The 19020-nt window shown below is 70.1% G+C and carries 19 protein-coding genes; 12 read left to right on the top strand and 7 right to left on the bottom strand.

What is annotated here, in order from left to right; translation table 11 throughout:
• Positions 1 to 20: 20 nt before the first annotated feature.
• Together ACFZDI_RS19760 and ACFZDI_RS19755 are read right to left on the bottom strand one after the other, a co-directional pair.
• Positions 21 to 479 carry a peroxiredoxin gene (locus ACFZDI_RS19760; protein WP_234845262.1) on the bottom strand — a complete coding sequence of 153 codons (459 nt, stop codon included), beginning with the start codon at positions 477 to 479 and terminating at the stop codon, positions 21 to 23.
• Positions 480 to 588: 109 nt separating this feature from the next.
• On the bottom strand, positions 589 to 1026 hold the full coding sequence (locus tag ACFZDI_RS19755) for a DUF3052 domain-containing protein (RefSeq protein WP_062926619.1): 438 nt from the start codon (positions 1024 to 1026) through the stop codon (positions 589 to 591).
• Positions 1027 to 1444: 418 nt separating this feature from the next.
• Between ACFZDI_RS19755 and aceE the strand changes: the two genes are divergently transcribed.
• Entirely contained in the window at positions 1445 to 4192 is a 2748-nt protein-coding gene (aceE, locus tag ACFZDI_RS19750; RefSeq protein WP_234845261.1) for a pyruvate dehydrogenase (acetyl-transferring), homodimeric type, read from the top strand.
• Positions 4193 to 4264: 72 nt separating this feature from the next.
• Complete coding sequence (locus ACFZDI_RS19745; RefSeq protein WP_234845260.1) at positions 4265 to 5038, top strand: potassium channel family protein; 774 nt, start codon at positions 4265 to 4267, stop codon at positions 5036 to 5038.
• Between the two features lie 51 nt (positions 5039 to 5089).
• Here the strand turns inward: ACFZDI_RS19745 and ACFZDI_RS19740 are convergent, their stop codons facing one another.
• On the bottom strand, positions 5090 to 5398 hold the full coding sequence (locus ACFZDI_RS19740; protein WP_391252037.1) for a small hydrophobic protein: 309 nt from the start codon (positions 5396 to 5398) through the stop codon (positions 5090 to 5092).
• 235 nt (positions 5399 to 5633) lie between these two features.
• Positions 5634 to 7259, bottom strand: a complete 1626-nt coding sequence (locus tag ACFZDI_RS19735; protein WP_391252035.1) for a DHA2 family efflux MFS transporter permease subunit — start codon at positions 7257 to 7259, stop codon at positions 5634 to 5636.
• A 115-nt stretch (positions 7260 to 7374) separates the two neighbouring features.
• Here ACFZDI_RS19735 and ACFZDI_RS19730 point away from each other — a divergent pair, with 115 nt between their 5' ends.
• From ACFZDI_RS19730 to ACFZDI_RS19720, 3 genes are all read left to right on the top strand, one after another.
• Entirely contained in the window at positions 7375 to 8007 is a 633-nt protein-coding gene (locus ACFZDI_RS19730) for a TetR family transcriptional regulator (protein ID WP_234845257.1), read from the top strand.
• A gap of 73 nt (positions 8008 to 8080) precedes the next feature.
• Positions 8081 to 9289 (top strand): alpha/beta hydrolase, encoded by a 1209-nt coding sequence (locus ACFZDI_RS19725; protein ID WP_391252033.1) that lies wholly within the window; start codon positions 8081 to 8083, stop codon positions 9287 to 9289.
• A 76-nt stretch (positions 9290 to 9365) separates the two neighbouring features.
• A complete protein-coding gene (locus tag ACFZDI_RS19720; protein ID WP_234845255.1) occupies positions 9366 to 10217 on the top strand; it encodes a DUF4429 domain-containing protein in 852 nt (283 codons plus the stop codon).
• A gap of 121 nt (positions 10218 to 10338) precedes the next feature.
• Here ACFZDI_RS19720 and ACFZDI_RS19715 read toward each other — a convergent pair whose 3' ends face one another.
• Together ACFZDI_RS19715 and ACFZDI_RS19710 are read right to left on the bottom strand one after the other, a co-directional pair.
• Positions 10339 to 11355 (bottom strand): aldo/keto reductase, encoded by a 1017-nt coding sequence (locus ACFZDI_RS19715; RefSeq protein ID WP_391252030.1) that lies wholly within the window; start codon positions 11353 to 11355, stop codon positions 10339 to 10341.
• Positions 11352 to 11816, bottom strand: a complete 465-nt coding sequence (locus ACFZDI_RS19710) for a MerR family transcriptional regulator (protein ID WP_234845253.1) — start codon at positions 11814 to 11816, stop codon at positions 11352 to 11354. Before ACFZDI_RS19710 ends, ACFZDI_RS19715 begins: the two co-directional genes overlap by 4 nt.
• Positions 11817 to 12156: 340 nt before the next feature.
• Here ACFZDI_RS19710 and ACFZDI_RS19705 point away from each other — a divergent pair, with 340 nt between their 5' ends.
• Both ACFZDI_RS19705 and ACFZDI_RS19700 read left to right on the top strand, forming a co-directional pair.
• Complete coding sequence (locus ACFZDI_RS19705) at positions 12157 to 12282, top strand: hypothetical protein (protein ID WP_391252028.1); 126 nt, start codon at positions 12157 to 12159, stop codon at positions 12280 to 12282.
• Between the two features lie 18 nt (positions 12283 to 12300).
• A complete protein-coding gene (locus ACFZDI_RS19700) occupies positions 12301 to 13116 on the top strand; it encodes a serine hydrolase domain-containing protein (protein WP_361119017.1) in 816 nt (271 codons plus the stop codon).
• Positions 13117 to 13305: 189 nt separating this feature from the next.
• On the opposite strand, the gene ACFZDI_RS19695 is transcribed toward ACFZDI_RS19700, so the two are convergent.
• A complete protein-coding gene (locus tag ACFZDI_RS19695; RefSeq protein ID WP_361121273.1) occupies positions 13306 to 13974 on the bottom strand; it encodes a pirin family protein in 669 nt (222 codons plus the stop codon).
• Between the two features lie 62 nt (positions 13975 to 14036).
• On the opposite strand from ACFZDI_RS19695, the gene fasR reads away from it, so the two are divergent.
• The 5 genes from fasR (at position 14037) to fabF (ending at position 18977) form a co-directional block, all read left to right on the top strand.
• Positions 14037 to 15242 carry a fatty acid biosynthesis transcriptional regulator FasR gene (fasR, locus tag ACFZDI_RS19690; RefSeq protein ID WP_234845251.1) on the top strand — a complete coding sequence of 402 codons (1206 nt, stop codon included), beginning with the start codon at positions 14037 to 14039 and terminating at the stop codon, positions 15240 to 15242.
• Positions 15243 to 15331: 89 nt separating this feature from the next.
• Complete coding sequence (locus ACFZDI_RS19685) at positions 15332 to 16261, top strand: acyltransferase domain-containing protein (RefSeq protein WP_391252025.1); 930 nt, start codon at positions 15332 to 15334, stop codon at positions 16259 to 16261.
• A gap of 25 nt (positions 16262 to 16286) precedes the next feature.
• The gene (locus ACFZDI_RS19680) at positions 16287 to 17288 is read left to right on the top strand and encodes a ketoacyl-ACP synthase III (protein WP_234845249.1); all 1002 of its coding nucleotides are present in this window, start codon (positions 16287 to 16289) and stop codon (positions 17286 to 17288) included.
• An 81-nt stretch (positions 17289 to 17369) separates the two neighbouring features.
• A complete protein-coding gene (locus ACFZDI_RS19675; protein ID WP_003989952.1) occupies positions 17370 to 17618 on the top strand; it encodes an acyl carrier protein in 249 nt (82 codons plus the stop codon).
• 87 nt (positions 17619 to 17705) lie between these two features.
• The gene (fabF, locus tag ACFZDI_RS19670; protein WP_234845248.1) at positions 17706 to 18977 is read left to right on the top strand and encodes a beta-ketoacyl-ACP synthase II; all 1272 of its coding nucleotides are present in this window, start codon (positions 17706 to 17708) and stop codon (positions 18975 to 18977) included.
• Positions 18978 to 19020 lie beyond the last annotated feature (43 nt).

The raw sequence follows: 19020 nt of genomic DNA, 5'->3' as shown, positions 1-19020 counted from the left end.
CGCGTGCCGCCCGACCGGCGTCACAGGGAGTCGAGCGCCTTCACGTAGTCGTTCAGGTCGCGCGCGTCCGGCAGGCCGTTGACGACGGTCCACCGCACGACGCCCTCCTTGTCGATGACGAAGGTGCCGCGCACCGCGCAGCCCTTGTCCTCGTCGAAGACGCCGTAGGCGCGCGAGACGTTGCCGTGCGGCCAGAAGTCCGACAGCAGCGGGTACTCCAGGTTCTCCTGCTCGGCGAAGACGCGCAGGGTGTGGATGGAGTCGTTGGAGACGGCGAGCAGCTGGGTGTCGCGGTCGGAGAACTGCGGCAGGTTGTCGCGCAGCTCGCACAGCTCGCCGGTGCACACGCCGGTGAAGGCGAAGGGGTAGAAGAGCAGCACGACGTTCTTCCGGCCCCGGAAGTCGGACAGCCGCACGGGCGCGCCGTGGTTGTCCTTGAGCTCGAAGTCGGGGGCCTTCTCGCCGACCTGGATCGCCATCGCTGTGGGTGTCCCTTCGTGGGGCTTTTCGGGTGGGACCACCCTACGCAGGCACCGGTACAGGCCGGTGGGCGGGCCGACAGCGCCGGCCCGCCGCACCGCCGTACGGCTAACGCTTGGACTTGGCGGCCTTGGGCGTCGCCAGCCGGCTGCCGCTCCAGTCCTTGCCGACGCTGACGCTCTTGGACGCCGTCAGACCCGCCGTGGTGGCGGCTTCCGAGATGTCGCTCGGCTCGACGTACCCCGAACGGCCGGTCTTCGGCGTCAGGAGCAGGATCGCGCCGCCCTCTTCGATGTACGTGGTGGCATCCACCAGCGCATCCGTCAGGTCGCCGTCGTCGTCACGGAACCACAGCACAACGGCATCGGCCACGTCGTCGTAGTCCTCGTCCACCAGGTCGGCCTCGATGATGCCCTCGATGGCCTTGCGGAGCTCCTGGTCCACGTCGTCGTCGTAGCCGATCTCCTGGACCACCTGCCCGGGCTGGAACCCCAGCCTGGCGGCAGGGTTCGTCCGCTCCTCCGCGTGGTCCGCGGTCGCGCTCACGGGTTGCCTCCTGATCATGTCTTGGGAATAACTCAGCCACGCGCGTGCGCGAAGCATTGGCCGTAGTCCACACGGGCGGGGCGGATCGCGCAAGTACCCGGCCGTTCAGACCGCCGAAACGGTGACGTTCCTGGCCGTGTCACCGCAACTTCAGGCACACCATCATGGTCCGAGGTGATGCACACCACACCTTTCTGCCCCCTTTGGGCGTTTGGGAATCGTCTGTGGGTACGAGACTCGAAGGGATTCGCCCCCTACGTCACGGAGTCGATCTCACGTCTGGGTTACCGGTCGGTAGAGATGACGTTTCCCGGCCCCGAGGTGGACCATGGACAGCGGCGCGCCCCCCAGCGACGACGCCCCGGCGACGACAGCGAAACAGCGGCCCTCGCAGGCCCTCTGACAGGTAAGGAACAGCGTGGCTTCCGCATCCGATCGCAACCCGATCATCATTGGCGGCCTTCCGAGTCAGGTTCCTGACTTCGATCCCGAAGAGACCCAGGAGTGGCTCGACTCCCTCGACGCCGCCGTCGACGAGCGCGGCCGGGAGCGGGCCCGCTATCTGATGCTGCGGCTGATCGAGCGGGCCCGTGAGAAGCGCGTGGCCGTGCCCGAGATGCGCAGCACGGACTACGTGAACACCATTCCGACCAAGAGCGAGCCGTTCTTCCCGGGCAACGAGGACATCGAGCGCAAGGTCCTCAACGCCACCCGCTGGAACGCCGCGGTGATGGTCTCCCGGGCCCAGCGCCCGGGCATCGGCGTCGGCGGCCACATCGCCACGTTCGCGTCCTCCGCGTCCCTCTACGACGTGGGCTTCAACCACTTCTTCCGCGGCAAGGACGACGGCCTCGGCGGCGACCAGGTCTTCTTCCAAGGCCATGCCTCGCCGGGCATCTACGCCCGCGCGTTCCTGCTGGACCGGCTGAGCGAGCAGCACCTGGACGGCTTCCGCCAGGAGAAGTCCAAGGCCCCGTACGCGCTGTCGTCGTACCCGCACCCGCGGTCGATGCCGGACTTCTGGGAGTTCCCGACGGTGTCGATGGGCCTCGGCCCGATCGGCGCGATCTACCAGGCGCGGATGAACCGCTACATGGAGGCGCGCGGGATCGCCGACACCTCCAAGTCGCACGTCTGGGCGTTCCTCGGCGACGGCGAGATGGACGAGCCGGAGTCCCTGGGCCAGCTGTCCATCGCCGCCCGCGAGGGCCTGGACAACCTCACGTTCGTCGTCAACTGCAACCTGCAGCGCCTCGACGGTCCGGTGCGCGGCAACGGCAAGATCATCCAGGAGCTGGAGTCGATCTTCCGCGGCGCCGGCTGGAACGTGATCAAGCTGGTGTGGGACCGCAGCTGGGACCCGCTGCTCGCCCAGGACCGCGACGGCGTGCTGGTCAACCGGATGAACACCACGCCGGACGGGCAGTTCCAGACGTACGCCACGGAGACCGGCGCGTACATCCGCGACCACTTCTTCGGGGACGACCACCGGCTGCGCGCGATGGTCGAGGGCATGTCCGACGACCAGATCCTGCACCTGGGCCGCGGCGGTCACGACCACCGGAAGATCTTCGCGGCCTACAAGGCGGCCGTGGAGCACAAGGGCCAGCCGACGGTGATCCTCGCCAAGACGATCAAAGGCTGGACGCTGGGCCCGAACTTCGAGGGCCGCAACGCCACGCACCAGATGAAGAAGCTGACGGTCGACGACCTCAAGCGCTTCCGCGACCGTCTGCACCTGCCGATCCCGGACAAGGAGCTGGAGTCCGGCGTGCCGCCGTACTACCACCCGGGCCGGGACTCGGAGGAGATCCAGTACATGCACGACCGCCGCAAGGGTCTCGGCGGTTACGTCCCCACGCGCGTGGTCCGCTCCAAGCCGCTGGCGCTGCCCGAGGACAAGACGTACGCGACCGTGAAGAAGGGCTCGGGCCACCAGTCCATCGCGACGACGATGGCGTTCGTCCGGCTCCTCAAGGACCTCATGCGGGACAAGGAGATCGGCAAGCGCTTCGTGCTGATCGCGCCGGACGAGTACCGCACGTTCGGCATGGACTCGTTCTTCCCGAGCGCGAAGATCTACAACCCGCTGGGCCAGCAGTACGAGTCGGTCGACCGTGACCTGCTGCTCGCCTACAAGGAGTCGCCGAACGGCCAGATGCTGCACGACGGCATCTCGGAGGCGGGCTGCACCGCCTCGCTGATCGCCGCCGGTTCGGCCTACGCCACGCACGGCGAGCCGCTGATCCCGGTCTACGTCTTCTACTCGATGTTCGGCTTCCAGCGCACCGGCGACCAGTTCTGGCAGATGGCCGACCAGCTGGCGCGCGGCTTCGTCCTGGGCGCGACCGCCGGCCGCACGACCCTGACCGGTGAGGGCCTCCAGCACGCGGACGGCCACTCCCAGCTGCTGGCGTCCACGAACCCGGGCTGTGTGGCGTACGACCCGGCGTTCGGCTTCGAGATCGCCCACATCGTCAAGGACGGCCTGCGCCGGATGTACGGCGGCTCCGAGGAGCACCCGCACGGCGAGGACGTCTTCTACTACCTGACCGTCTACAACGAGCCGATCCAGCACCCCGCCGAGCCCGAGAACGTGGACGTCGACGGCATCCTCAAGGGCCTCTACCGGTTCAGCGAGGGCACGGCCGGCTCGATCCCCGCGCAGATCCTGGCGTCCGGTGTCGCGCTCCCCTGGGCCGTCGAGGCGCAGAAGATCCTGGCCGAGGACTGGAACGTCAAGGCGGACGTCTGGTCGGCGACCTCCTGGAACGAGCTGCGGCGCGAGGCCGTGGCCTGCGAGGAGCACAACCTGCTGCACCCCGAGGAGGAGCAGCGGGTGCCGTACGTGACGCGCAAGCTCGCGGACGCGCAGGGGCCGGTCGTGGCCGTGTCCGACTGGATGCGGGCGGTGCCGGACCAGATCGCGCGCTGGGTGCCCCAGACGTACCAGTCGCTCGGCGCGGACGGCTTCGGCTTCGCCGACACCCGGGGCGCGGCCCGGCGGTTCTTCCACATCGATGCGCAGTCGATCGTGGTGGGTGTGCTGACCGAGCTGGCTCGTGAGGGCAAGGTCGACCGCTCCGTGCTCAAGCAGGCCATCGACCGGTACCAGCTGCTCGATGTGTCGGCCGCCGACCCGGGAGCCGCGGGCGGCGACGCGTAAGGACATCGAGGACCGAATCCGCAGGGGCGGCACCCGAGGGGTGCCGCCCCGCGCGTTTCCTACCATGCTTCCATGACGCTCCCGATGACCGCCTCGACCACTCTGGCCCGTTGGGAACGGCGCACCCAGGGTCCGCTGCTGGCACTGGCCGTGCTCTTCGCGATCGCCTATGCCATACCGATCGTGGCCCCCAGGGCTCCGCAGGACCTGCTCACCACATGCCATGTCACCAACTGGGCGGTATGGGCCGCTTTCGCCGCCGACTATCTGGTCCGCCTGTGGCTGGCCGAGGACCGGCTGCGGTTCGTACGCGGCAATCCGCTGGCGCTGCTGGCCGTGGTGTTGCCCCTGGCCCAGCCGCTGCGGTTGCTGAAGCTGGTGTCGATGCTGTTCCTCGCCGGGCAGCGGGCGCGGATGGCGTCGCAGGTGCACGTCACCACATACGTCGCGGGGTCATGTCTGGGACTGCTCGTCTTCGGTGCGCTGGCCGTGCTGGAGGTGGAACGGGACGAGCCCGGCGCCTCCATTCACACCCTGGGGGACGCGGTCTGGTGGGCGTTCACCACGATGACCACCGTGGGGTACGGGGACATGGCACCGACCACCGGGCTCGGCCGGATGCTGGCGGTCGGGCTGATGCTGTCCGGGATCGCGCTGCTGGGTGTGGTGACGGCGAACATCGCCGCCTGGTTCATCGCCCGCTTCGAGAAGGACGACATCGAGGAGCGGCGGCAGACCGAGGCGATACGGGAGCTGACGGAGGAGGTGCGGGCGCTGCGGGGCGAGTTGGCGGCTCTGAAGGGGACCTCGGTGGAGCCATGGAAGGGGACCTCGGTGGAGCCATGAGAGGGCCCCCGGCCGGGCGGCCGGGGGCTCTTCCCACATGCTTCACCCGGGTCAGAACAAGCCCATGCCCGGTGTGGCCGCTCCGGACAGCCAGATGACGGCCAGGAGCGTGTCGATGGCGCCCAGGACCAGGGCGATCACGGCCGCGGTGGGGCGGGACCCCGACCAGGTGCGGCCCATGGCGAGCCAGCCGCAGACCATCGCGGCGGGACCGAGGACGATCCCCAGCACGAAGAAGCCTGCCACGGCGCAGATGACTCCGATGAGTCCGAGTGTCGCGCGATCCGTCCCGGCCCGTGACCACGTCCGGCCACGTGAGCGGGGGTGCCTGCGCGTGCCATGTCCGAAGCTCGCCATCATCGACTCCCGTAAACCCTCGGTCGGTTGGGGTTCGGTTCGGGTATGAGATGGCGTGTACCCCGTCGGCACGCTTCAATGCCGCTGCCTGCGCGCTGCCCCCCTCCGGCAGCGCGCCGCAGCGTCCGTCCTCCATGCCCTGCGGAGGACTTGACCCACTGTGACCTGCGGCATGGGCCGGAGGGGAGGGTTCGGCGGCTTCGTTCACCCTGATGAGCGAACGGGCCGCCGCAGAGCGTCAGATGTGCGCCGCGCCCGCACCGGCTTCGGCGTTCGCGCCGCGCTTGGTGAGGAAGGCGACGAACACGGCCACGACGGCGACACCGGCGGCGACGAGCGAGGCCGCGCTCATGCCGGAGATGAACGTGTCGTGCGCGACACCCGTGATCTTCGCGGCGATCGCGTCCGGCGTGCCCGGCGCCACCGGCGGGACACCGACCTGGACCGCCTCGGAGGCCTGGTGCTCCTGTTCCGGCGTGAGCGGCGGGAGGCCCGCCTTCTGCCAGTTGCCCGCCAGGTCGCTGTTGACCTTGGAGGCCATGACGGCACCGAGCACCGCCGTACCGAGGCTGCCGCCGATCTGCATGGCGGCCTGCTGGAGGCCGCCCGCGACGCCCGACAGCTCCATCGGGGCGTTGCCGACGATGACTTCGGTCGCACCGACCATGACCGGCGCGAGGCCGAGGCCCAGCAGGGCAAACCAGAGCGACATGATGGCGCTGCCGGTGTCCGTCTCCAGCGTCGACATCCCGTACATGGCGATCGCGGTGAGCGCCATGCCGCCCGCGAGCGGGACCCGGGGGCCGAGCTTGGTGATCATCGCGCCGGCCAGCGGCGAGCCGACGATCATCATGCCGGTGAGCGGCAGCAGGTGCAGACCGGCGTCGATCGGACTCATCCCGTGCACGTTCTGGAGGTAGAACGTCACGAAGAACAGGCCGCCCATGAAGGCGATGGCCATCAGCACCATCAGCACCACACCGGCGGACAGCGCGACGGAACGGAACAGGGCCAGCGGGATCAGCGGCTCCCTCACCTTCGTCTCCCAGAAGGCGAAGGCCGCGAAGCACAGGACGGAAGCCCCGAGGAACGACAGCGTCTTGTCGTCGCCCCAGCCCCACTCGGACGGTGGGGCCTTGATGAGCGCCCACACCAGGCAGAACACCGCGGTCGACAGCAGGGCGATGCCCAGCAGGTCGAAGGAGCGCGGGGCGTTCTCGGCGCGGTGGTCGCGCAGGATCAGCACGCCGAGGACGACGGCGAGGACACCGACCGGCACGTTGATGAAGAACACCGACTGCCAGTTGACGTGCTCGACGAGCACGCCGCCGAGGATCGGGCCGCCCGCGGTGGACGCGCCGATGACCATGCCCCAGATGCCGATGGCCATGTTCAGTTTCTCGGCGGGGAACGTGGCCCGCAGCAGGCCGAGCGCGGCCGGCATCAGCAGCGCGCCGAACAGACCTTGCAGGACGCGGAAGACGACGACGAACGCGATGCTGTCGGACAGGCCGATCGCGCCCGAGGCGGCGGCGAAGCCGACGACGCCGATGAGGAAGGTCTGCCGGTGACCGAAGCGGTCGCCGAGCTTGCCCGCGGTGATCAAGGAGACCGCGAGGGCGAGGAAGTATCCGTTGGTGATCCACTGGACCTCGGCGAACGTGGCGCCGAGGTCCTTCTGGATCGCCGGGTTGGCGATGGCCACGATGGTGCCGTCGAGGGCCACCATCATGACCCCCACAGCGACGGTGATGAGGGTGAGCCAGGGGTGCCCTCGCAGCCCCTTGCCCGGCGTCGCGTCCGAGGGACCCGCCGGTGCCTTGCCCCCCGACCCCGTCGTGTCGATGGTGGTCTGACTAGTCATACCGGGAGGCTAGTGACAGCCACTGACAGTTGACAAACCAATTCACCAGTCGGTAACTGACACGACTCTTCCGTATAGCCTGAACTGGGAAAACACCGAGGACGAGAGGCACGTCTTGAACCTGCGCGAACGCAAGAAGCGGCGCACCCGGGACGCACTGCTGCGGGCCGCGCTGGAGCTCTTCGCCACGCGCGGGTACGAGGAGACGACCGTCGACGACATCGCCGCCGCCGTGGACGTCTCGCAGCGCACCTTCTTCCGCTACTTCGCCGGCAAGGAGGAGACGGCGTTCTTCGTGCCGCGCCTCGCGGAGACGCTCGTCGTCGAGGCCCTGCGCACCCGCCCGCCGGACGAGGCGCCGCTGGAGGCGCTGCGCCGGGCCGTGCTGGAGAGCTGGGACGCGATCAACGAGGCCGTGGTGGAGCTCGTGCCGATCGAACTCCACATGCGCGTCTACCGGGTGATCGAGTCGACGCCCGCACTGCTCGCCGCCCATCTGCGGCGCTCGGCGGAGCTGGAGGAACAGCTCGCGTGCATCATCGCCGAGCGCGAGGGGCTCGACGTGGACCTGGACCCCCGGCCGAGGATCGTCGTGGCCCTGTTCGGCGGGGTGATTCGCGTCACCGAACGCTTGTGGTCCGCGGGGGACGACGTCACCCTCGACGGAATGCGCCAACTCACCACCACATACCTGGATCAGGTGGGCCCCGCACTGGCCGGGAACTGGCGTGCGAGGCCGTCCCCTTAACAGATCCACCGAAACGTGATCCCGGTCACTTGGTTAACGCGAGACCCTCTCGTTCTCCTAGTGTGTCCTTTCAGTGACTTCCTTCGACACCTCCCCGCAACTGAACGTCTGGCGCGCACTGCTCGCTCTGGCCGTCGTGTTCGTGATGCTCGCGACCACCGGCTGGACGGCCCTGCGCAACCAGCGGGGCGACACGCCGCTCCAAGCCTCGCTCTCCGCCTGGGAGCACGGCCGGATCGGCGGGCACCGGCTGCCGGACCCGCGGTCCGAGCCGACGAAGCTGGCCCGCTTCTTCTCCTCGCTCACCGAGCAGGAGCGTTCGTCCCTGGTCCGCACGTACCCGCTCGCGGTGGGCAACATGAACGGCGCGCCGGTCGAGCTGCGCTACCGCGCCAACCATCTCGCCCTCGCGAAGGCGCGCAAGGTCGAGCGTGAGCGCATGCACGACGAGCGCCTCACCCCGTCCGGGCAGCACGAGGCGGGCCGCAGGATGCACCGCCTCGAGGACCTCATGGAGCCGGGCCGGCACATCCTGGCCTTCGACCCCGAGGGCTCGGGCCGGGTGGCGGAGGTCTTCGGCAACCTGCGCAGGGCGGAGCGGATCTCGGTCGTCGTCCCCGGCGTCGACACCGACCTGCTCACCTTCCAGCGCACCCAGCGCAAGTACTCCGCGCCCGTCGGCATGGCCAAGTCCCTGTACGCGGCCGAGCGGCAGGTGAGCCCCTCGACCCGTACGGCCGTCATCGCCTGGGCCGACTACACGGCGCCCAGCGGACTCGGCATCGACTCGGCCACGGCGATGCGTGCCCAGGAGGGTGCCGTGCGGCTCAACGCGCTGGTGCGTGCGCTGCCGGGTGGCTCACCGGTCTCGCTGTTCTGCCACAGCTACGGTTCCGTGGTGTGCGGGGTCGCGGCGCACGCGCTGCCGGGCCGGGTGTCCGACATCGCGGTCGCGGGCAGCCCCGGCATGCGGGTCGAGAAGGCGGCCCAGCTGCAGACCGGCGCCCGGGTGTGGGCGATGCGGGACTCCGACGACTGGATCCAGGACGTGCCCTACCTGGAGGTCGGCGGACTGGGCCACGGCGCGGACCCGGTGTCCTCCGGGTTCGGGGCACGGGTGCTGTCGGCAGCGGGCGCAAAGGGGCACGCGGGCTACTTCGAGCCCGGAACGGCAAGTCTGTTCAATTTCGCAGAGATCGGCGTCGGCGCATACCGCTCGGTGCACTGCGCGCACGAAGACGGCGTCTGCCGCACCGGTTTGTCCGGCACGGCAGCGGCCTGACGCGCGTAGAGGCCGAAAGAATTGCGGTCTGCTCGGGAGGGGGACGGAGGAGCGCGTGCCGCATACGATGAGCCGCATGGGTGACGTACTGGCCGGATTGCATGCCGTCTGGGAGTTCGAGTCCGACTCCGTGCTCATCCGTTACGAACGGGGGATTCGAACACCCAAGCTTTTCCAGGCCCTCGGGGAGCGTCGCGTGCCCCTGGAGGCGATAGCGGGGGTCACCTTGACCCGCGGGAAACGCGGCACGGTCGTGCTGCGCGTCGAACCGCGTCCCGGAGCGGACCCGTTGATGGAGGCGGCCGCCGGGCAGCTGAAGGAGAGCGGCGACCCCTACCGGCTGGTGCTGCCCGCCGACCGCGAGGTCCTCGCCGAGTACTACGCCGACGAACTGCGGACGCTGCTGACGGAGTCCGGGCCGACCGATCGGTTCCTCGTGAAGCCGCCCGAGGGGCCGCTGTCGTTCAAGGCGTACGACGGGAAGGCGAGCTTCGACGGACGGACCGTGAACTTCCGGTGGTTCTGGACGGGGGCGTCGTCGGCGAAGTGGAAGGCGGGCGACCAGAGCTTCTCCGTCGGAGAGCTGAACGGGGTGGAGTGGCGGTCGCCGGAGGTCTTCGAGGGGCATTTGCGGCTTTTGCGCCGGGATACGTCGGTGGCGGCGCCGAGCCAGGCCGATCTGGATCCCGCCGCGGTGGTGTTCGGACTGGGGTACGGCCCCGTGCACGAGTCGTTGCCGTTCGCGGCGGCGGTGCTGGCCGCGGTGCGGACGTCCAGTCCGGTGCCGGCCGTGCCGACCGGCGGGCCGCGGCGTGACCCCGCGGACATCGCCGAGCGGATTCGTCACCTGGGCGAGTTGCATCAGGCCGGATTGGTGACGGATGAGGAGTTTTCGGTCAAAAAGGCCGAGTTGTTGGCGGAGCTTTAGCGTCTGCCGGGACCTCGCCGTCAGCGGGCGCGGGTGCGTGCGTGGTTGATCCCGCCACGCGGCGGAGCCGCACCTCGACACAGCCCCGCGCCCCTGAGGGCGCGCCCCTGGGGGCGCCGCGCTACTCCCTGCCTGCCGAAGTGAACGCCATGTCCGCGTAGCGGGTGCCTGCCACCTGGGCCGCTATGCCGTCCAGGAGGTCCAGTTCCTCGTCGGTCAGGACGATCCTGGTCGCCGCCGTGTTCTCCTCCACCCTGGCGGGCTTGCGGGTGCCGGGGATCGGAATGACCGGGAGGCCGTGGATCGTCGCCTGCTGCTGCGCCCAGGCCAGGGCGATCTGACCCAGGGTCGCGTCGTGTGCCTCGGCCACCGCGCGGATCAGCTCCAGCAGGGTCGCGTTCGCCGTGGCGTTGTCGCCCGTGAAGCGGGGCTGCTGGCGGCGGAAGTCACCGGCGGTCAGGTCCTGGTCGGCGTTCTTGAAGGAGCCGGTGAGGAAGCCGCGGCCGAGCGGCGAGTACGCCACGAGGGCCACACCCAGCTCACGGGCCGCGGGGACGACATGCGTCTCGATGTCCCGGCTGAACAGCGACCACTCCGACTGCACGGCGGCGATGGGGTGGACGGCGTGGGCGGCGCGCAGTTCCCCGGCCGTGACCTCGCTCAGCCCGAGGTGCTTGACCTTGCCCTCGCGGACCAGGTCGGCCATGGTGCCGACGCTCTCCTCGATCGGCACGTTCACATCGCGCCGGTGCATGTAGTAGAGGTCGATGGCGTCGACGTCCAGGCGCTTCAGGCTCGCCTCGACGGCCTCGCGGATGTAGGGCGGGTCGTTGCGGACGATCCGGCGCGTGGGGTCGTCCGGGGGGATCGACAGGGCGAACTTGGTGGCGATGACGACCTCGTCGCGGTGGGCCTTGAAGAACGGCGACAGGAACCGCTCGTTCTCACCGGCGCCGTACGCGTCGGCCGTGTCGTAGAGGGTGACGCCCAGTTCGAGCGCCCGCTCCAGCGTGGCCCGGGACGCGTCCGCGTCCGCGGGACCGTAGCCGAAGCTCATGCCCATGCAGCCCAGGCCCTGGACGCTCACCTCGGGACCGTGGTCGCCGAGCTTCGCCGTCGTGATCCTGCCGTCCGTCATCGGGACCTCTCCGACGCCAGGGCACGCCCGGCGTCCGCGTAGAAACTGATCTTCCGGTCGAGCACGGCGAGCGTGCCGCGGAGTTCGTCGATCCGGGCCAGGACGTCCTCGCGGGTCGTCTTCAGCAGCTCGAAGCGCTCGACATAGGTGTGGTCGCCCTCGCGCACCAGTTCCGCGTACCTGACCATGTCCGCCACCGGCATGCCCGTCAGGCGGAGTTTGCCGACCAGGTCGAGCCAGTCGAGGTCGCGGTTGGTGTAGCGGCGCTGACCGGTGTGAGAGCGGTCGATGTGCGGCATCAGACCGATGCGCTCGTACCAGCGCAGGGTGTGAGCCGTCAGGCCGGTCAGGGCGACGACCTCGCTGATCGTGTAGCGGTCCTGGCCGTCCGGGCGCCGGTTCTGCTGCGGCGGGCCGGCACAGGTGTCGGTCCCGGTCGCCGTGGTCTCCATCACCGTCATGGCCCCCACGCTAGAACCTTGGAGTGCACTCCAAGCAAGCGCCGACGGTAAGAAATCGGCAGGACGTCTCCCGATCCGGCTGGCTGGCTGGCTGGCTGGCTGGCTGGCTGGCGTACGGACTCATGAGTGTCGTACGTCGGGCCCTGCCCGAAGACGCCGAGGAAGTCCTGCGGCTGGGCCAGGTTGATCGACTCGCTGTTCGCCTCCGACCCCTCCCTCGCCTGGCACGGGGAGTCGCTGCCCCCGCTCAGGGCCGAACCGGCACAGGCGGGCGGGGACTTCACGGCGTTCGTCGTCGACCATCCGGAGCGGCCGGTGGCGTTGGCCTGTCCGGTGGCCGGTGGCCGGCACCATCGACCACCGCATCGGCAAGGCGTCCGACCCGCAGGGCAGGGTGGGCTTGGTGTTGCACGTCTCCCTCCGTTTCCGCCCCCCGCCCGACCCTTTGCTGGAGCTCGCCCTCTGAGCGCATAGGCTCGCACGCATGTCGCTGAAGAGCCTCGCCTTGATCGAGAACTGGCCGGTTCCCACCGCCGCCGCGGGTGCCGTGCGAGCCGACGGCACCGTCCTCGGCCTCCACGGGCCGGCCGGGCAGCGGTTCCCGCTCGCGTCGGTGACCAAGCCGCTGGCCGCCTACGCGGTGCTCGTCGCGTACGAGGAGGGGGCGATCGAGTTCGACGAGCCGGCGGGTCCCGCCGGGTCGACGGTCCGGCACCTGCTCGCGCACACCTCGGGCCTCGCCTTCGACGAGCACAAGGTCACGGCCCCGCCCGGGGAGCGGCGGCTGTACTCCAACGCCGGCTTCGAGCAGCTGGGCGACCATGTCGCGAAGGTCACCGACATCCCCTTCGCCGAGTACCTGCGGCAGGCCGTGCTGGAGCCGCTGGGCATGACCTCGACGACCCTGGAGGGCTCCCCGGCCAAGGACGGGGTGTCGACGGTGGAGGACCTGCTGCGGTTCGCGGCCGAGGTGCAGGCGCCGCGACTGCTGGACCCCCGTACGGTCGCCGAGGCGATGAGTGTGCAGTACCCGGGCACCAAGGGCGTCCTGCCGGGGTACGGCCACCAGAACCCGAACGACTGGGGGCTCGGCTTCGAGATCCGCGACTCCAAGTCGCCGCACTGGACGGGTTCGTCGTCCTCTCCGCGCACCTTCGGGCATTTCGGTCAGTCGGGTACGTTCCTGTGGATCGACCCCGACGCGGGAGCGGCCTGCGTGGCGCTGACGGACCGGGCGTTCGGGCCGTGGGCGATCGAGGCATGGCCGGCGTTCACGGACGCGGTGCTGGCCGAGCTCTAGTGCCGCGGCAGGCAACGTTTGCCCGTGAAGGAGCGGCGTCCGGTGCGTGCTCTGGGGGTGCCCCCTGCTCGAAGAGCTTGGGGGAGTGCCGGCCGGAAGCCCTCGTACTGGACATACTTGGGCTTTCGGCCGGTACGGCGAGAGGGCGTGCCGGGCGTCGCGACGGGGCGAACGTTGCCTGCCGCGGCACTAGGTTGCGGACACGACCTGGGTCATCTCCCAGATCAGCAGCTCCGCGTCACGCACGCCCTCGGCCTCCAGGCCCTTGGCGTCCGTGATCCGGGCCGCGTCACCGGGTCCCAGTTCCTCGCCGTCCAGGCGGACCTCGCCGCGTACGACATGGACGTAGGCGTACGGCCCGTCCGGCACCGCTGTCCGCTCCCCCGGTCCCAGGCGCCGCACGTGCAGCATCGCGCCCGCCTCCGGGACGGCGTACGGCGTCGAATCGGCGATGCCGTGGACGACCTCGTAGGACGGGTCGCCGCCGGGCTCGAGCGGGGCCAGCCACATCTGGACGAAGGTCAGGGGCCCGGGACCGTCGTTGCGCTCCACGTGCCGCACCCCGCCGGCCGAGCTGAGCCGCTGCACGTCGCCGTGGCGTACGACCGACTCGCGCCCCGTGGAGTCCCGGTGGGTCAGCTCGCCCTCGACCACCCAGGTCACGATCTCGGTGTGGCTGTGCGGATGCTCGTCGAAGCCGGCCCCGGGCGCCAGCCGCTCCTCGTTGCACGCGAGCACCGCGCCGAAGCGGAGGTTGTCCGGGTCGTAGTGCGGCCCGAAGGAGAAGGCGTGCCACGACTCGATCCCAGCGGCCGCGTCCCCTCCGGGGTAGCGCTCGTCCGCGCGCCTGACGTCCATCACGACGTCCACGGTAGGCCCTGCGGACCGGCTTCCCGTCCGGATAAGGCAGTCTTGTCCCTGTGCCCGAACCCGAAACCAGCAAGAACGAAGCCGCAGCCCACGACGTCCATCCGCATGCCGCGACGCTGAAGCGGCTGGAGAAGTCGTCCGGGTCGCTCGCCGCGCAGGCCATCGCGCGGATGGACGAGACGCTGCCCTGGTACCGGGCCATGCCCCCGGAGAACCGTTCCTGGATCGGTCTGGTCGCACAGGCGGGTATCGCCGCGTTCACCGAGTGGTTCCGGCATCCGGACGCCCCGCAGGCCATCTCCACCGACGTCTTCGGCACCGCGCCGCGCGAGCTGACCAGGGCGATCACCCTGCGCCAGACCGTGGAGATGGTGCGCACCACCATCGAGGTCATGGAGAGCGCGATCGACGAGGTCGCGGCCCCCGGCGACGAGCGGGTGCTGCGCGAGGCACTGCTCGTCTACGCCCGGGAGATCGCCTTCGCCACGGCCCAGGTGTACGCGCAGGCCGCCGAGGCACGCGGTGCCTGGGACGCCCGGCTGGAGTCCCTGGTGGTGAACGCCGTGCTCAGCGGCGAGGCCGACGAGGGTGCCGTGTCGCGGGCCGCCGCGCTCGGCTGGAACTCGCCCGAGCACGTGTGCGTGGTCCTCGGCACGGCGCCCGACGGCGACTCGGAACTGACCGTGGAGGCGATCCGGCGGGCCTCCCGGCACGCCAAGCTCCAGGTGCTCACCGGGGTGCTCGGGGACCGCCTGGTGGTCATCGCGGGAGGCAGCGACAACCCGCTGGCCGTCGCCAAGTCGCTCATCGGCCCGTTCGCGGCCGGGCCGGTCGTGGCGGGCCCGGTCGTGCCGGACCTGCTGGCAGCGACCCGGTCCGCGCAGGCCGCAGCCGCCGGGCTCAAGGCGTGTTCCGCCTGGCAGGACGCCCCGCGCCCGGTCCTGGCCGACGATCTGCTCCCGGAGCGGGCAATGGCCGGTGACCCCTCGGCCCGCGAGCAGTTGGTGGAGGAGATCTACAGACCGCTGGAGGAGGCCGGAGCCGCGCTCCTGGAGACCCTCAGCGTCTACCTCGAACAGGCGAGCAGCCTCGAGGGGGCGGCCCGGATGCTCTTCGTCCATCCCAACACCGTCCGCTACCGGCTTCGACGTGTGACTGACGTCACCGGATGGTCACCCTCCGATGTACGATCTGCGTTCACCCTGCGGATCGCTCTGATCCTGGGGCGTCTGGTCGATGGAGATCCTCAGTCCTAAGGTTTTGTCGAAGCTCGACAAAACCCCTCCGTGTTCTTCGTCCCTGTCCCCACGGGCGGTTGTGCCCGTCCCCAAGAGAGAGTGTGAGAGTGCTCGTACTCGTCGCTCCCGGCCAGGGCGCTCAGACGCCCGGCTTCCTGACCGAATGGCTCGACCTCCCCGGTGTTCGCGGTGCCCTCGAGGCCTGGTCCGACGCCGCGGGGATCGACCTGATCCGTTACGGCACCGAGGCCGACGCGGAGGAGATCCGCGACACCGCGGTGGCGCAGCCGCTGCTGGTCGCGGCCGGACTGGCGTCCGCGAACCTGCTGTTCGACGACCCGGCCGAGCTGGCGCAGAAGGTCGGCGCGATCGCCGGTCACAGCGTCGGTGAGATCACCGCCGCGTCGCTCGCCGGGGTGCTCCCGCACGAGGAGGCGCTCCGCCTGGTCCGCACCCGCGGGCTCGGCATGGCCGAGGCCGCCGCCGTCACGGAGACCGGCATGGCGGCGCTGCTGGGCGGCGACCCCGCCGTCACGGTCCCGCACCTGGAGAAGCTGGGCCTGACCCCGGCGAACATCAACGGCGCGGGCCAGATCGTCGCGGCCGGCACCAAGGAGCAGCTCGCCGCGCTGGAGGCGGACAAGCCCGAGGGCGTGCGCAAGGTCGTCGCGCTGAAGGTCGCCGGCGCGTTCCACACGCACCACATGGCGCCGGCGGTCCAGACGCTGGCGAAGGCCGCCGAGGCCCTGGCTCCCGGCGACCCGAAGGTCGCCTACGTCTCCAACAAGGACGGGCGGACCGTCGCCGGCGGCGCCGAGGTGCTGGAGCGCCTGGTCGGCCAGGTCGCCAACCCGGTCCGCTGGGACCTGTGCATGGAGACCTTCAAGGAGCTCGGTGTCACGGCTCTGCTCGAGCTGTGCCCCGGTGGCACCCTCACCGGCCTCGCCAAGCGGGCCCTGCCCGGGGTGAAGACGCTGGCCCTGAAGTCCCCCGCCGACCTCGACGCGGCTCGCGAGCTCATCGCCGAGCACGCCTGACCGCCGCCCCCAAGGAGCCGCCCGCATGGCGAAGATCAAGCCCAGCAAGGGCGCCCCGTACGCACGCATCCTCGGCGTCGGCGGCTACCGCCCGACCCGGGTCGTGCCGAACGAGGTGATCCTCGAGACGATCGACTCGTCCGACGAGTGGATCCGTTCGCGCTCCGGCATCGAGACCCGGCACTGGGCGAACGACGAGGAGACGGTCGCCGCGATGTCGATCGAGGCGTCCGGCAAGGCGATCGCCGACGCCGGGATCTCCGCCGAGCAGATCGGCGGCGTGATCGTCTCGACCGTCTCGCACTTCAAGCAGACCCCGGCCGTCGCCACCGAGATCGCCGACAAGCTCGGCACCGCCAAGGCCGCCGCCTTCGACATCTCGGCCGGCTGCGCGGGCTTCGGATACGGCCTGACCCTCGCCAAGGGCATGATCGTCGAGGGCTCGGCCGAGTACGTCCTGGTGATCGGCGTGGAGCGGCTGAGCGACCTGACCGACCTGGAGGACCGCGCGACGGCCTTCCTGTTCGGTGACGGTGCCGGCGCGGTCGTGGTCGGCCCGGCCCAGGAGCCCGGGATCGGCCCCACCGTCTGGGGCTCCGAGGGCGACAAGTCCGAGACGATCAAGCAGACCGTGCCGTGGACGGACTACCGTTCCGGCGAGGTCGCCAAGTTCCCCGCCATCACGCAGGAGGGCCAGGCGGTGTTCCGCTGGGCCGTGTTCGAGATGGCGAAGGTCGCCAAGGAGGCGCTGGACGCCGCCGGCATCTCCGCGGAGGACCTGGACGTCTTCATTCCGCACCAGGCCAACGAGCGGATCATCGACTCGATGGTGAAGACTCTCAAGCTGCCGGAGTCCGTCACGGTCGCCCGTGACGTACGCACCACCGGCAACACCTCGGCCGCCTCGATCCCGCTCGCCATGGAGCGGCTCCTGGCGACCGGCGAGGCGAAGAGCGGCGACACCGCGCTCGTCATCGGCTTCGGGGCGGGTCTCGTCTACGCCGCGACTGTCGTTACCCTCCCCTAGGCACTCCGTGCCGGATCATGCGATCCGGTGCGCGAGGAAATACCCGCCACACCCTCTGGATATCTACGAAGGAGCGCCAACATGGCCGCCACTCAGGAAGAGATCGTCGCCGGTCTCGCCGAGATCGTGAACGAGATCGCCGGCATCCCGGTTGAGGACGTCCAGCTGGACAAGTCCTTCACCGACGACCTGGACGTCGACTCGCTGTCCATGGTCGAGGTCGTCGTCGCCGCCGAAGAGCGCTTCGACGTCAAGATCCCCGACGAGGACGTCAAGAACCTCAAGACCGTCGGCGACGCGACCGACTACATCCTCAAGCACCAGGGCTGAGCAGCCGATCCGGCCCTCCGGGCTGACTGCCCCGCCACCCGGCGGTGGCGCCGCTTAATCCTCGATTCCGTTGGAGAAAGAATTCCCGTGAACTCGACCAATCGCACCGTGGTCGTCACCGGTATCGGCGCAACCACACCGCTGGGTGGCGACGCAGCCTCTACCTGGGAGGGCCTGATCGCCGGCAAGTCCGGCGTCAAGCCCCTGGAGCAGGACTGGGCGGCCGACCAGGCCGTCAAGATCGCGGCCCCGGTCGCCGTGGAGCCGACCGAGGTCATCCCGCGGCCGCAGGCCCGCCGACTGGACCGCTCGGCGCAGTTCGCGCTGATCGCGGCCAAGGAGGCCTGGGCCGACGCCGGTTTCGAAGCGAAGGCCGGCGAGGACCCGAACATCGACCCCGACCGGCTCGGCGCGGTCATCGCCTCCGGCATCGGCGGCGTGACGACGCTGCTCGACCAGTACGACGTGCTGAAGGAGAAGGGCGTCCGCCGCGTCTCCCCGCACACCGTTCCCATGCTGATGCCCAACAGCCCCTCGGCCAACGTGGGTCTGGCCGTGGGCGCCCGGGCGGGCGTGCACACGCCGGTCTCCGCCTGCGCCTCCGGCGCCGAGGCCATCGGCTACGCCATCGAGATGATCCGCACCGGCCGCGCCGACGTCGTCGTCGCGGGTGGCACGGAGGCGGCGATCCACCCGCTGCCCATCGCCGCGTTCGGCAACATGATGGCGATGTCCAAGAACAACGACGACCCGCAGGGCGCGTCGCGTCCCTACGACACCGCCCGGGACGGCTTCGTCCTCGGTGAGGGCGCCGGTGTCGTCGTCCTGGAGTCCGCCGAGCACGCCGCGCGGCGCGGGGCCCGGGTGTACGCCGAGGCGGTCGGGCAGGGCATCTCCGCCGACGCGCACGACATCGTGCAGCCGGAGCCGGAGGGGCGGGGCATCTCGCACGCCTTGCAGAACCTGCTGGATGGCACCGACCTGGACCCGGCGGAGATCGTGCACGTCAACGCGCACGCGACGTCCACGCCGGCCGGGGACATCGCCGAGCTGAAGGCGCTGCGGAAGGTGTTCGGGGACGACGCCGACCACTTCGCGGTGTCCGCGACGAAGTCGATGACCGGGCATCTGCTGGGTGGTGCGGGTGGTGTGGAGACGGTGGCGACCGTGCTCGCGCTGTACCACCGGGTGGCTCCGCCGACGATCAACGTGGAGAACCTCGACCCCGAGGCCGAGGCCAACGCGGATGTCGTGCGGGGTGAGGCCCGGAAGCTGCCCGTCGAGGGGCGTATCGCCGCGCTGAACGACTCGTTCGGGTTCGGTGGGCACAACGTGGTGCTGGCGTTCCGGACGGTTTGATCTTCGCCTTACGGCGAGTGGCCCGGACTCTTCTTGAGTTCGG

The organism is Streptomyces sp. NPDC007907 (assembly GCF_042959365.1).
Classification (GTDB): Bacteria; Actinomycetota; Actinomycetes; order Streptomycetales; family Streptomycetaceae; genus Streptomyces; species Streptomyces indiaensis.
The sequence above is the reverse complement of the archived record's forward strand: the minus strand, read 5'-3'. Positions and strand labels throughout refer to the sequence as shown.

Excerpts from the sequence above, each read along its gene's own strand:
- ACFZDI_RS19760 (WP_234845262.1), bottom strand. The coding sequence starts at position 479 with ATGGCGATCCAGGTCGGCGAGAAGGCCCCCGACTTCGAGCTCAAGGAC.
- ACFZDI_RS19745 (WP_234845260.1), top strand. The coding sequence starts at position 4,265 with ATGACGCTCCCGATGACCGCCTCGACCACTCTGGCCCGTTGGGAACGG.
- ACFZDI_RS19740 (WP_391252037.1), bottom strand. The coding sequence starts at position 5,398 with ATGATGGCGAGCTTCGGACATGGCACGCGCAGGCACCCCCGCTCACGT.
- ACFZDI_RS19735 (WP_391252035.1), bottom strand. The coding sequence starts at position 7,259 with ATGACTAGTCAGACCACCATCGACACGACGGGGTCGGGGGGCAAGGCA.
- ACFZDI_RS19720 (WP_234845255.1), top strand. The coding sequence starts at position 9,366 with ATGGGTGACGTACTGGCCGGATTGCATGCCGTCTGGGAGTTCGAGTCC.
- ACFZDI_RS19715 (WP_391252030.1), bottom strand. The coding sequence starts at position 11,355 with ATGACGGACGGCAGGATCACGACGGCGAAGCTCGGCGACCACGGTCCC.
- ACFZDI_RS19710 (WP_234845253.1), bottom strand. The coding sequence starts at position 11,816 with ATGACGGTGATGGAGACCACGGCGACCGGGACCGACACCTGTGCCGGC.
- ACFZDI_RS19700 (WP_361119017.1), top strand. The coding sequence starts at position 12,301 with ATGTCGCTGAAGAGCCTCGCCTTGATCGAGAACTGGCCGGTTCCCACC.
- ACFZDI_RS19695 (WP_361121273.1), bottom strand. The coding sequence starts at position 13,974 with ATGGACGTCAGGCGCGCGGACGAGCGCTACCCCGGAGGGGACGCGGCC.
- ACFZDI_RS19680 (WP_234845249.1), top strand. The coding sequence starts at position 16,287 with ATGGCGAAGATCAAGCCCAGCAAGGGCGCCCCGTACGCACGCATCCTC.
- ACFZDI_RS19675 (WP_003989952.1), top strand. The coding sequence starts at position 17,370 with ATGGCCGCCACTCAGGAAGAGATCGTCGCCGGTCTCGCCGAGATCGTG.